The 11,819-nt window shown below is 55.0% G+C and carries 10 protein-coding genes and 1 tRNA gene; 5 read left to right on the forward strand and 6 right to left on the reverse strand.

Annotated features, from left to right (window positions below):
* Positions 1-149 precede the first annotated feature (149 nt).
* The 5 genes from putP (at position 150) to phoH (ending at position 6,456) form a co-directional block, all read left to right on the forward strand.
* A complete protein-coding gene (putP, locus tag ACK13D_RS15340; protein WP_045139875.1) occupies positions 150-1,634 on the forward strand; it encodes a sodium/proline symporter PutP in 1,485 nt (494 codons plus the stop codon).
* 189 nt (positions 1,635-1,823) lie between these two features.
* Positions 1,824-2,648: an iron uptake transporter permease EfeU gene (gene efeU, locus ACK13D_RS15345; protein ID WP_307379566.1), complete on the forward strand. Its 825-nt coding sequence runs from the start codon at positions 1,824-1,826 to the stop codon at positions 2,646-2,648.
* A 52-nt stretch (positions 2,649-2,700) separates the two neighbouring features.
* Complete coding sequence (gene efeO, locus ACK13D_RS15350; RefSeq protein WP_010670825.1) at positions 2,701-3,816, forward strand: iron uptake system protein EfeO; 1,116 nt, start codon at positions 2,701-2,703, stop codon at positions 3,814-3,816.
* 2 nt (positions 3,817-3,818) lie between these two features.
* Positions 3,819-5,096 (forward strand): iron uptake transporter deferrochelatase/peroxidase subunit, encoded by a 1,278-nt coding sequence (efeB, locus tag ACK13D_RS15355; protein ID WP_010670824.1) that lies wholly within the window; start codon positions 3,819-3,821, stop codon positions 5,094-5,096.
* Between the two features lie 571 nt (positions 5,097-5,667).
* On the forward strand, positions 5,668-6,456 hold the full coding sequence (gene phoH / locus ACK13D_RS15360) for a phosphate starvation-inducible protein PhoH (RefSeq protein ID WP_010258505.1): 789 nt from the start codon (positions 5,668-5,670) through the stop codon (positions 6,454-6,456).
* Between the two features lie 170 nt (positions 6,457-6,626).
* Here phoH and ACK13D_RS15365 read toward each other — a convergent pair.
* The 6 genes from ACK13D_RS15365 to eptA all read right to left on the reverse strand — a co-directional run bounded on the left by ACK13D_RS15365 (position 6,627) and on the right by eptA (position 11,812).
* Positions 6,627-6,714: transfer RNA gene (locus ACK13D_RS15365), tRNA-Ser, on the reverse strand.
* 264 nt (positions 6,715-6,978) lie between these two features.
* Positions 6,979-7,512 carry a peptide-methionine (S)-S-oxide reductase MsrA gene (gene msrA, locus ACK13D_RS15370; RefSeq protein ID WP_031594591.1) on the reverse strand — a complete coding sequence of 178 codons (534 nt, stop codon included), beginning with the start codon at positions 7,510-7,512 and terminating at the stop codon, positions 6,979-6,981.
* Between the two features lie 59 nt (positions 7,513-7,571).
* Entirely contained in the window at positions 7,572-8,138 is a 567-nt protein-coding gene (locus ACK13D_RS15375; protein WP_022625495.1) for a flavin reductase family protein, read from the reverse strand.
* Between the two features lie 310 nt (positions 8,139-8,448).
* Entirely contained in the window at positions 8,449-9,507 is a 1,059-nt protein-coding gene (pmrB, locus tag ACK13D_RS15380; protein ID WP_307514914.1) for a two-component system sensor histidine kinase PmrB, read from the reverse strand.
* Positions 9,504-10,184 carry a two-component system response regulator PmrA gene (gene pmrA / locus ACK13D_RS15385; RefSeq protein ID WP_010670822.1) on the reverse strand — a complete coding sequence of 227 codons (681 nt, stop codon included), beginning with the start codon at positions 10,182-10,184 and terminating at the stop codon, positions 9,504-9,506. Before pmrA ends, pmrB begins: the two co-directional genes overlap by 4 nt.
* Entirely contained in the window at positions 10,184-11,812 is a 1,629-nt protein-coding gene (gene eptA / locus ACK13D_RS15390) for a phosphoethanolamine transferase EptA (RefSeq protein ID WP_010258522.1), read from the reverse strand. Before eptA ends, pmrA begins: the two co-directional genes overlap by 1 nt.
* Positions 11,813-11,819 lie beyond the last annotated feature (7 nt).

The raw sequence follows: 11,819 nt of genomic DNA on the forward strand, positions 1-11,819 counted from the left end.
ATTGTGCGCACAACGCCTTTCCGGCAGGATACCGCGCCGCTGGGAAATGAGTGACGCCCTGACGAAGAAAATCGGCCCGCTTTGCCCCGTTCCGGCAGGCGGGTAGCTGGCGATTTCTCTGGGATATCAAATAATAAGTGGAGAGACAGATGAGTGTAAGTACACCTTTGCTGGTGACCTTTTTGGTTTATATTCTTGGGATGGTATTAATCGGGTTTGTGGCTTATCGCTCAACTAAAAACTTTGATGATTACATCCTCGGTGGCCGCAGTTTGGGTAGCGTGGTTACGGCACTCTCTGCCGGTGCATCCGATATGAGCGGCTGGCTGCTGATGGGCTTACCGGGTGCGATCTTCATCTCCGGTATCTCTGAAAGCTGGATTGCGATTGGCCTGATTATTGGTGCCTGGCTCAACTGGAAAATTGTGGCAGGACGTCTGCGGGTTCAGACCGAGCATCACAACAACGCGCTGACGCTGCCGGACTTCTTCACCAGCCGTTTTGAAGATCACAGTAAAATCCTGCGCGTGATCTCCGCCATTGTCATCCTGGTGTTCTTTACCATCTATTGCGCCTCGGGCGTGGTGGCCGGTGCGCGTCTGTTTGAAAGCACCTTTGGTATGAGTTACCAGACCGCTCTGTGGGCGGGCGCAGCGGCGACCATTCTCTATACGCTGGTGGGTGGTTTCCTGGCGGTGAGCTGGACCGATACCGTTCAGGCGAGCCTGATGTTTTTTGCGCTGATTCTGACGCCGGTGTTTGTGATTATCGCGGTCGGCGGCTGGTCTGATTCGCTGGCGGTGATTGAAGCGAAGAGCCTGGAAAACCTCGACATGCTGAAGGGACTGAACTTTGTCGCGGTAATCTCCCTGCTCGGCTGGGGCCTGGGCTACTTCGGGCAGCCCCATATTCTGGCGCGCTTTATGGCGGCAGATTCGCATCGTTCAATCCGTACCGCTCGCCGTATCGGTATGACCTGGATGGTGCTCTGTCTGGCCGGTGCCGTGGCGGTGGGCTTCTTCGGTATCGCCTGGTTCCAGAACAACCCGACGCTGGCGGTTGGCGTTAACGCCAATGCGGAGCGGGTCTTTATCGAGCTGGCGCGTATCCTGTTCAACCCGTGGATTGCCGGTATTCTGCTGTCAGCGATCCTGGCAGCCGTGATGTCAACGCTGAGCTGTCAGCTGCTGGTCTGCTCCAGCGCCCTGACCGAAGATCTCTACAAAGGCTTACTGCGTAAAAATGCCAGCCAGAAAGAGCTGGTATGGGTAGGGCGTCTGATGGTGCTGCTGGTGGCGCTGATTGCGATCGCGCTGGCGGCTAACCCGGAAAACCGCGTGCTGGGCCTGGTGAGCTACGCCTGGGCGGGCTTCGGTGCGGCGTTTGGTCCGGTAGTACTGTTTGGTGTCTGCTGGAAGCGGATGAACCGCAACGGTGCGCTGGCGGGCATGATCGTCGGTGCGCTGACCGTGCTGGTGTGGAAACAGTATGGCTGGCTGGGACTGTATGAAATCATCCCGGGCTTCATTTTCGCCAGCATCGCCATTGTAGTGTTCACGCTGATGGGCCGTGAGCCATCAGCAGAAGCGCAGCAGCGCTTTGCCGCTGCAGAGGCGGAGTTCCAGACAAAATAAGCGAGGCGTTAATCGCCTGGCCCGTCCCGAAAGGGGCGGGCTTTTTTGTTACAAAGATAAACCACTCAAAGATGAAATTATCTCCACCGGCAACTTGTTTTTTTCTCAGCGATAATGATAATCGGTATCGTTTACACTTTACCTTATTTTACTGTTTATTGACGCTGCTTAACATTCAAGAGGTTGGCGATGTTTGTTCCTTTTCTCATCATGCTGCGCGAAGGGCTTGAAGCCGCGCTGATAGTCAGCCTGATAGCCAGCTATCTCAAACGCACCCAGCGTACCCAATGGTTTCCCGCGATGTGGGCTGGCGTGTTTATTGCCGCCGGGCTCTGTCTGGGCCTGGGTCTGTTCATCAATGCCACCACCGGTGAGTTCCCGCAGAAAGAGCAGGAGCTGTTTGAGGGCATCGTGGCGCTGATTGCGGTGGTGATCCTCACCTCAATGGTTTTCTGGATGCGCAAAGTCGCCCGCAACATCAGGGTCGAGCTTGAACAGGCGGTCGATCAGGCGCTGCAACGCTCAGGTCGTGGCGGTCTGGCACTGGTGCTGATGGTGTTTCTTGCCGTGGCGCGCGAAGGGCTGGAGTCGGTGTTCTTCCTGCTGGCGGCGTTTACCCAGGATGTCGGTTATGCGCCGCCGATTGGCGCGGTGCTGGGTCTGGCAACCGCGGTCGTGCTGGGCATGCTGCTCTACTGGGGCGGTATCCGTCTTAACATGGCCCATTTCTTCCGCTGGACCAGCGTATTCATCCTGTTTGTCGCCGCGGGTCTGGCAGCGAGCGCCATCCGCGCCTTCCACGAAGCGGGTTTATGGAATCGCTTTCAGGATGTCGCCTTCGATCTCAGCAATACCTTATCGACCCATTCGCTGTTCGGCACCCTGCTGGAAGGGGTGCTGGGTTATCAGGAGTCCCCAAGCGTCAGTGAAGTGACCGTTTACTTCGCCTACCTGATCCCGGCTCTGATTCTGTTCTTTATGCCTGCGCGTTCTGCTGCGTCGGCCACTGTGTAATTTGACATTTAACGGGCGCATTTTACGCCTGCAACATGATAGGGAAAGAGAGATGACAATGCGTTTCCGCCGCAAGGCACTGCTGCTTCCTCTGCTGGCGATCTCCGCAACGGCGGCCGCGGCGGTTCCTCAGGTTACCGTAAGCGTCACCGACAAGCAGTGCGAGCCGATGAGCTTAACGGTCAAGGCCGGTAAGACCCAGTTCCTGATTAAAAACAACAGCCAGAAAGCGCTGGAGTGGGAGATCCTCAAAGGCGTGATGGTGGTTGAAGAGCGTGAGAATATCGCGCCGGGCTTCAGTCAGAAACTGACCGCCAATCTGGAGGCGGGCGAATATGAGATGACCTGTGGGCTGCTGAGCAATCCAAAAGGCAAGCTGATCGTGCAGGCAGGTGAGGGCGCGGCGAAAAGTGGCACCTCAGCACGTATGCAGCTGGAAGGCCCGATCACCGAATACAAAGCCTATGTGACCGACCAGGTGAACCAGCTGGTGAGCAACACCCAGGCCTTTACTGACGCCGTTAAAGCGGGTGACGTTGAAAAAGCCAAAGCGCTGTTTGCTCCGACCCGTCAGTATTATGAGCGCATTGAGCCGATTGCTGAGCTCTTCTCCGATCTCGACGGCAGCATTGACGCCCGTGAAGATGACTATGAGAAAAAAGCGGCCGATCCTAAGTTCACCGGTTTCCACCGTCTGGAGAAAGCGCTGTTTGCTGATAACAGCACGAAAGGCATGGCGGACTACGCTGAGCAGCTGAATAAAGATGTGAAAGATTTGCAGGTGCGCATCAGCGAACTGGCCTTCCCGCCAGCCAAAGTGGTCGGCGGCGCAGCCGGCCTGATTGAAGAGGTCGCTTCCAGCAAAATTTCCGGTGAAGAAGATCGCTACAGCCGGACTGACCTGTGGGACTTCCAGGCGAATATTGATGGCGCGCAGAAAATTGTCGATCTGCTGCGACCCATGGTAAGCAAAGCGAACCCGCAGTTGCTGGCTAAAGTTGACGCCAACTTCAAAAAAGTGGATGCGATCCTGAGTAAGTACCGCACCCAAACCGGTTTTGAATCCTATGAGAAACTGACCAGCGCCGACCGTAACGCGCTGAAAGGACCGATCACCGCACTGGCGGAAGATCTTTCATTACTTCGTGGCACCCTGGGTCTGGATTAATCATGAGTCGCAAGGAAGATGACGCGCAGCCTGCGCGTCGTCGGTTACTAAAAGGGCTGGGGCTGCTGGGTGGCGCGGCAGCGCTGGGCGGCGGCTGTCCGTTCCATGCAGCCGCCGCCGACAGCTTTTCGCCGGGTACGGTTACGCCGCAGGCCCGACAGCAGATGCAGCCGTTTTATGGTCAGCATCAGGCAGGTATCACGACGCCACAGCAGGCATCGATGATGCTGGTGGCGTTTGATCTGCTCAGCAGCGATAGAACGGAGCTGGTGCGTCTGTTCCGGTTGCTGACCCAGCGTATTGCCTTTCTGACCACGGGCGGTCCGGCACCGGTAGTCACCAATCCGCGGTTGCCGCCAATGGATTCCGGCATTCTTGGGGCGACTATCGCGCCTGATAATCTGACGATTACCGTGTCGGTCGGCAATTCACTGTTTGATGAACGCTTTGGTCTGGCGCCGCACAAACCGAAAAAATTGCAGCCGATGACTCGCTTTCCCAATGATTCGCTGGATGCCAGTCAGTGTCATGGCGATCTGCTGTTGCAGCTCTGTGCCAACACTCAGGATACGGTGATTCATGCCCTGCGGGATATCATCAAGCATACGCCTGACCTGCTTGGCGTACGCTGGCGGCGCGAAGGCTTTATCTCCGATCACGCCGCGCGCAGTCAGGGGCAGGAGACCCCGATCAACCTGCTGGGTTTCAAAGATGGCACCGCCAATCCGGATACCCACAACCCTGCTCTGATGAATCAACTGCTGTGGGTGACAGACGATCAGGACGAACCGGTCTGGGCGCGCAATGGCAGCTATCAGGCTGTACGGTTAATCCGCTTTCACGTCGAAATGTGGGATCGCACGCCGCTGGGCGAGCAACAGACTATCTTTGGTCGCGAGAAATTAAGTGGCGCGCCGCTGGGGATGCAGCATGAGCGCGACGTTCCGGATTACGCCCGTGATCCGGACGGTGAGGTAATTGCGCTGGATGCGCACATCCGTCTTGCCAACCCCCGCACGCCAGAGACGGCAAGCAGCCTGATGCTGCGGCGCGGCTACAGTTACTCCGCGGGTATCTCTGCATCGGGACAGCTGGAGATGGGGTTGCTGTTCGTCTGCTATCAGCACGATCTGGAACGCGGCTTTCTTACGGTGCAGCGACGCCTGAATGGCGAAGCGCTGGAAGAATATATCCGGCCTTTTGGCGGCGGTTACTTTTTTGTTTTGCCCGGTGTACCAGACGCCAGCCATTATTTAGCGCAGTCGTTGCTGGAGGCCTGATTAAATTTCAACCACTGTGGGCGTCCCTGTTCTGGTCGCCCACGTTTTACGGTTTTCGTGCTTTGCTGGCTGAGGTTAAACTGAGTTTTAGCGGTTGTCTGGCATATATAAAATAAGCTAATCCGCTGTAATACAACGCTTTTACATTTTGCCTTAAAAGAAATACATACACGTGATTAGCAATTCTTTTGCCAGCAGGTAAAATTACTATTGCAAAGGCCCAACAAAATGGTGCACTTTATTAAACAGGCGTAATCGGATGTGTTGATGTATCACACTGGAGTTCGCGCATGGGTCGAGTCTTTAATGGAAAGTCACTGTCAGTAAATAGATTGCGCCTGACCGCGAGGGCAATTCTGCCTCGTTATTTCTTCCTTCCTTCAACCATCTCTTTTGTCTTATCGCATCCTGTTTTATCCGGTGTTCAGCTACGCTATTGCGCTGCTGCATACCCACTATCCTGTCCTGTCATGGCTCAAAAGGAAGCCAACTGAAACCTCTAAAGCGTTCACGTTATCGCAACGGGCCACCGGCCTGACGCAGGAAATGAAACCAACTGAAAGGTGCCACTATGGGAAGACAGAAAGCAGTGATCAAAGCGCGTCGTGAAGCAAGAAGAGTGCTTCGTAGTGACTCAAGAAGTCATCGTCAGCGTGAAGAAGAGTCGGTCACTTCGCTGGTGCATATGAGTGGACTGGATGCCATTGGCATGGCGCGCGATACGCGTGACCGGTTGCCAATTGAAGCCCGTAATGAAGCTCAGGCGCACTATCTTAACGCCATAGAGAGAAAACAGCTGATCTTCGCAACCGGTGAAGCCGGGTGCGGTAAAACCTGGATCAGTGCCGCAAAAGCGGCTGAGGCCCTGATTAATAAGGATATCGACAGGATTATCGTTACGCGCCCGGTACTGCAGGCAGATGAGGATCTGGGATTCCTTCCCGGCGATATTTCAGAGAAATTCGCGCCTTATTTCCGCCCGGTTTATGACATTCTGGTTAAACGTCTTGGCGCATCCTTTATGCAATATTGTCTGCGTCCGGAAATTGCCAAGGTAGAGATTGCACCGTTCGCCTATATGCGTGGTCGCACTTTCGAAAATGCTGTGGTAATTCTGGACGAGGCGCAGAACGTCACCGCCGCGCAGATGAAAATGTTCCTGACCCGACTGGGCGAAAACGTCACGGTCATTGTTAACGGCGATATTACCCAGTGCGACTTGCCCGCTGGGGTGCCTTCCGGTCTCGCAGACGCGCTGGCGCGTTTCGAAGAGGACGAGATGGTTGGCATTGTACGCTTCGGCAAAGAAGATTGTGTGCGTTCTGCGCTGTGTCAGCGCACCCTGCACGCGTATAGCTAGCGTTTGATTGAGTAGAAGTGTAGCGCCCAAACCCGGCTCCGGCCGGGTTTTCTTATTGTGGGGCAGGGGCTGCGCACGTGGTCGTTCCCCGGCGGGGGTTATCACGCTCTCTCAGAGTGAAATATGCAAAAAAAAGAGCCTGAACAAAAGTTCAGGCTCTTCTTTGAAGATGGCGGTGAGAGAGGGGTTCGAACCCTCGATACGTTGCCGTATACACACTTTCCAGGCGTGCTCCTTCAGCCACTCGGACACCTCACCAGATTTACTTCGCTGACCGCGATGGGTCAACGGGGCGGTACTATAGGGAGTCGACTGAAAACGGTCAAGCACTATTTTTCTCTTTTGATCTATTCGCTTAAGCTCTGAACGAATCGATTTACTGCGGCATAAAACCCGCCGTTTTACCGGCCACATCCCGTCATCCTGATGAGCCCGGTCAGGTGAGTTTTATGGCAGCAAATAAACCGGGGCGGCGTTCTCACCCTCGTTACTGGTCAGACGCCGCCCCGACTGATGCCGGAATCAGCTCTTTACTCTGTTAGCGAAACTTTTCCGCAGCTTCTGCAGTTTCGGTGGAATGACCGCCATGCAGTAGCCGTTGCGCTGGCCCGCGCCTTCCCAGTAATCCTGATGATAAGCTTCAGCGGGATACCACTCTTTCAGCGGCTCAATAGTGGTCACCACCGGCACATCATGGTCAGCCTGAGCGCGGGCAATGGCGGCGCGTGCCTCCGCTTCCTGCTCTGCATTGGCCGGGAAAATGGCGGAACGATACTGGGTGCCAATATCATTACCCTGACGGTTAAGCTGGGTCGGATCATGCGTCACAAAGCTGATATCCAGCAGATCGCCAAAGCTGACTTTCTCCGGGTCGAAGCCAATGCGGATCGCTTCTGCATGACCGGTCGCACCGCTGCAGACCTGCTCATAAGTCGGATTAGGACGGGCACCACCGGTATAACCGCTTTCCACCGACTCTACGCCGATCACATCCTTAAATACCGCTTCGGTACACCAGAAACAGCCGCCAGCGATAACTGCGTATTCGATTGCCATAATAATTTACTCCTGTCAGGTCGAAAGAGGTGAATGGGGGCGCGGCAGAGCGCTTTCAACTAGATCAGCATCTCCGGTTTAAAATCGCCGCTCTTATCCAGTATTTTGTCGCTCATCACGCTGAACCGGCCTTCGCCAGTGTAGTGCAGGGTAGTGGGGTATTCCGGCTGCTCGGCAACGTGTGCTTTAACAATCTCAAAAATAAACAGGTTGTAGTTAGCGACCATCGAATCGTCATAAAGCTGACACTCAAAGCTGGCAAAACATTCGGCAATCATCGGCGCGCCAACCACCTGAGCGGGTTCCGGCGTCAGGCCAAATGCCTCAAACTTATCAATGCTGTCACCGTGGCTGTTGCCGATTGCCACAACTTCATCAATCAGCGAGGCAGAAGGAATGTTCAGCACGCACTGACCGCTGTTGCGGATCAGCTCATGGCTGTGGTTCATACCGGCAATCATGCAGCCGACCAGTGACGGAGAAAACTCCAGCACCGTGTGCCAGCCGAGCGTCATGATGTCATGTTGATCTTTGTACTGCGAACTGAGCAGCAGCACCGGTCCGGGCTCAAGATATTTGCGGGCTTTGCTGACCGGAAAAGCATATTTGTGCATGCGTTGGCTCATGGCGTAACTCCTGAAACGGAACGTAGCCATTAAGTGTAGAGCACCGGGCGGATGCAGCAGGCGTGTCAGCGGGCAGAAATGCGAGGTTGATGGCGGCGTCTGGCAGCGCAGACATTTTTAGCGGCAGTGTCGCGAGCTTAAGGTTTCCTTAATATGCAATCGCGATACTGCCTGCTTTAACTGAGGATGATGCTATGAAAACTGCTCCTGTTGCCCTGTCTGTGACTGCTCCGCGTCCGATGAGTGAATATGCTGCACTGCTGATTGCCGCAGCTACGGTCGTTCTGTTCCTCTCCGCCTGGTTCAGCGCTTAAAACTTCACCACGGCACGACAACCGCTTCGGTCGCGGCGGTTCTCTAAGAAAAACTGAAACCGGTGTAACTGGACGATGCGGCTGACGATGCTCAGCCCGAGTCCGATACCGCCGTAGCGACTGTCCATCCGGATAAACGCTTTACTCAGCTCGCCACTTTTACTCTCATCAATTCCCGGCCCCTGATCTTCCACCACCAGCATCGGCTGAGGAGTTAACATCAGCTGCACACTGATGGTGCTGTTATCCGGGCTGTAGCGATGGGCGTTCTCGACCAGGTTACGCAGCAACATCTTCAGCAGCGTGGCATCACCGCGCACAAACTGCTCCTGCGGCAGATCGAGCACCAGCGTCTGCTGATGCGCCTCCAGCATAATACTCAGCTCCGACTCCATTGGCAGGATCACATCTTCAATCAGCCCCACGTTCTGATAGGTGCCAGAGGTAAAAGACTGTCCTGCACGCGCCAGATTCAGCAGCTGCGACACGCTGTGCGTCATCTGATCCAGGCGCTGCACCAGCGGCTGAACTTTGACATCGCTGTTACGTTCGATTAACTCCAGATGCAGCCGCAATCCCGCCAGCGGCGTGCGCAGCTCATGTGCCACGTCGGCGGTGAACAGCCGTTCGCGCTCCAGACTGCTGTTCAGACGCGCGACCAGCTGGTTTATCGCCTGCGTCACCGCATCGATCTCCTGAACCTGACTGTGGCAGGCGACGGGATCAAGATTCTCTTCGCTGCGACTCTCCAGTTCACGCTGCAGCTGATAAAGCGGCCGGGTAATCCACTTCACCGCCTGATAGCAGAGCAGCAGCGTCAGGGTAATCATCACCAGACTTGGCACCGCCAGGCTCGCTACCGCTTCATGCACTTCACGCTTAACGTGACTGTCCATGTTGCGCTTCTGCAGCTGCGCTTCCACCAGAAACTGAATCTGCTCTTTACTCTCATGCCATAGCCAGACCACGCTGATCACCTGGAAAACCAGCAGGATCAGACCGATGGTCAGGATAAGGCGAAAGCGCATACTGCGATGATCGAAACGTCTTATCATGTTGCCTCACGAACGCCATCCTGCGTCACCAGCGCATAGCCAAAACCGCGCACGGTGCGGATAGCGCTTTTGCCGATTTTGTCGCGCAGATTATGGATATGCACTTCCAGGGTATTAGTAGAAGGCTCGGTCTCCCAGTTATAGATATCCTGGTAGAGAATTTCACGGTGAACCGGATTCCCGGCCTTGAGCATCAGCCGTGACAGAATCGCAAACTCTTTGGGTGTCAGATCCAGCAGCACGTCGCTGAGCGTAATCTGGCGATGGGTCATATCCAGCGCCAGCGCACCCACTCTGACATGACTGTCGCCCTGATTGACGTGGCGGCGAATCAGGGCGCGGATCCGCGCCAGCAACTCATCCAGCGAGAACGGTTTGATCAGATAGTCGTCCGCGCCTGCGTCGAGTCCGGCAATGCGTTCGCTGATGGTGTCGCGTGCGGTCAGGATCAGCACCGGCGTCATCTTCTTCTGCCGCCGCAGTCGTATCAGAAAATGCAGTCCATCTTCATCCGGGAGGCCAAGATCCAGCACCACCAGGCTATACAGGCCGCTGGCGAAATGCGCTTCAGCATCCCGCACCCGCGTAACGCCATCACAGACATAGCCTTCGCCTTCCAGTGCCAGCATCAGACCCTGCAGCAGCAAGGCATCATCTTCAACAATCAGTATCTTCATTAAGGTTGGCTCCGACACGACGTCAAAATATCATCCGCAGGCACATATTCGTGGGTCGCGGTGCCGGTTAATCCCAGCATGGTTGAAAACAGATTATCCTGTGAAAAATCGTCTGTCGCCGCCAGTTTATTCAGACAGCCGCGATTAACCGCATAACGTTTCTGATAATCATCGGAAAGCCAGATCAGCAACGGCACATGTTTCTGGGTGTCCGGCGCGATAGCATAGGGCAGGCCATGCAGGTAAGCACCATTTTCACCCAGGGATTCGCCGTGGTCAGACAGATAGACCAGGCTGGTGGTGAAGCGGTCCTGATGTGCACGCAGTACGTTAATGGCTTTATCGACGATGTGATCCACATTGACCAGCGTATTATCATAGGTGTTGATCAACTGTTGTTGCGAACAGTCCTGAATCTGATTAGTGTCACAGGTCGGTTCAAACTGACGGAACTGCGGCGGGTAACGATGGCTATAAGTCGGACCATGACTGCCAATGGTGTGCAGCACAATCACTGCGTTGCCTTTTAACTGGCTGATATATTCATCCAGACCGTGGAACAGCACGTCGTCATAACACTCACCGTCAATACACATGCCGGGCAGGTTCAGGCTGGTCATGTCCTGATGCGGAACCCGATCGCAGGCACCTTTACAGCCTCCATCATTCTCATTCCACAACACGCTGATGCCGGCGCGCTGAATAATATCCAGCAATCCCTCCTGATGCGCGGCCAGCACATCATCATAGTGGGCGCGCGGCATGTTGGAGAACATGCAGGGCACGGAGACCGCCGTCGCGGTCCCGCACGAGGTGGTGTGCGGAAAATAGATCACATCATCTTTCGCCAGTAAGGGGTTGGTCAGACGACCGTAACCGCCCAGCGAGAAGTTTTGCGCGCGTGAGGTCTCTCCCAGCACCAGAATAGTCAGATTCGGTTTGCCACTGCTGCGGCTGGGCTGCAGATGCGCATCTTCACCAATGCGTATCAGCGGCGCGTTCTGTAACTGCTCATGCTTATACCAGGAGAGCGTCGCCGCAATGCTGTTAGAGGGGCTAAGCGCCTTTACCAGTTCACGGTTGTTGCGGAACAGCGAGGCGTAATCTTTATAGAAGAGCAGGGCGACCAGCACAATCAGCGCTGCTGACAGCAGCACGCTGAGCAGTCGCGCCAGCACGCCACGCCACTGCTGCTTTTTAAGTCGCGGCCAGAACACCAGCAACGCCATCAGCACGCCTGAGCTGAGCAGGGTTACGAGTAGCTTTGGCGTAATCAGCGCAAAAGATTCCGAGGCGGTGGTATCCATCATGTTGGTGATCATCGAGCGATCAATCACGATGTTATAGGTATGAATAAAGAACTGTGCCGACGCGGAGAGCAGAATAAACAGCGCGGCCAGTAGCCGATCCAGCCAGATAAACGAGGCCAGTGTAATCACGATATTGATCACGCTAAAGGCAACCAGCGGCATCGATAAAAATACCAGTGTGGTGTGCAGGTCGTTCAGTGGCATCACCGCCAGCACCTGACGGTAATAGACAATGTTAAGGAAAACCGCGATATAAACCGCAGCCAGAATCAGCAACGTAAGGCGGCTAATCAGCGGCCTTTTCAGAGTAAACGCCATGTGAGCA

Source organism: Pantoea sp. K16 (assembly GCF_048452805.1).
Classification (GTDB): Bacteria; Pseudomonadota; Gammaproteobacteria; order Enterobacterales; family Enterobacteriaceae; genus Pantoea; species Pantoea agglomerans.

Bases quoted from the DNA above. Each gene is read 5' to 3' on its own strand.
- putP (WP_045139875.1), top strand. From the start codon at position 150: ATGAGTGTAAGTACACCTTTGCTGGTGACCTTTTTGGTTTATATTCTT.
- efeU (WP_307379566.1), top strand. From the start codon at position 1,824: ATGTTTGTTCCTTTTCTCATCATGCTGCGCGAAGGGCTTGAAGCCGCG.
- efeO (WP_010670825.1), top strand. From the start codon at position 2,701: ATGACAATGCGTTTCCGCCGCAAGGCACTGCTGCTTCCTCTGCTGGCG.
- efeB (WP_010670824.1), top strand. From the start codon at position 3,819: ATGAGTCGCAAGGAAGATGACGCGCAGCCTGCGCGTCGTCGGTTACTA.
- phoH (WP_010258505.1), top strand. From the start codon at position 5,668: ATGGGAAGACAGAAAGCAGTGATCAAAGCGCGTCGTGAAGCAAGAAGA.
- msrA (WP_031594591.1), bottom strand. From the start codon at position 7,512: ATGGCAATCGAATACGCAGTTATCGCTGGCGGCTGTTTCTGGTGTACC.
- ACK13D_RS15375 (WP_022625495.1), bottom strand. From the start codon at position 8,138: ATGAGCCAACGCATGCACAAATATGCTTTTCCGGTCAGCAAAGCCCGC.
- pmrB (WP_307514914.1), bottom strand. From the start codon at position 9,507: ATGATAAGACGTTTCGATCATCGCAGTATGCGCTTTCGCCTTATCCTG.
- pmrA (WP_010670822.1), bottom strand. From the start codon at position 10,184: ATGAAGATACTGATTGTTGAAGATGATGCCTTGCTGCTGCAGGGTCTG.
- eptA (WP_010258522.1), bottom strand. From the start codon at position 11,812: ATGGCGTTTACTCTGAAAAGGCCGCTGATTAGCCGCCTTACGTTGCTG.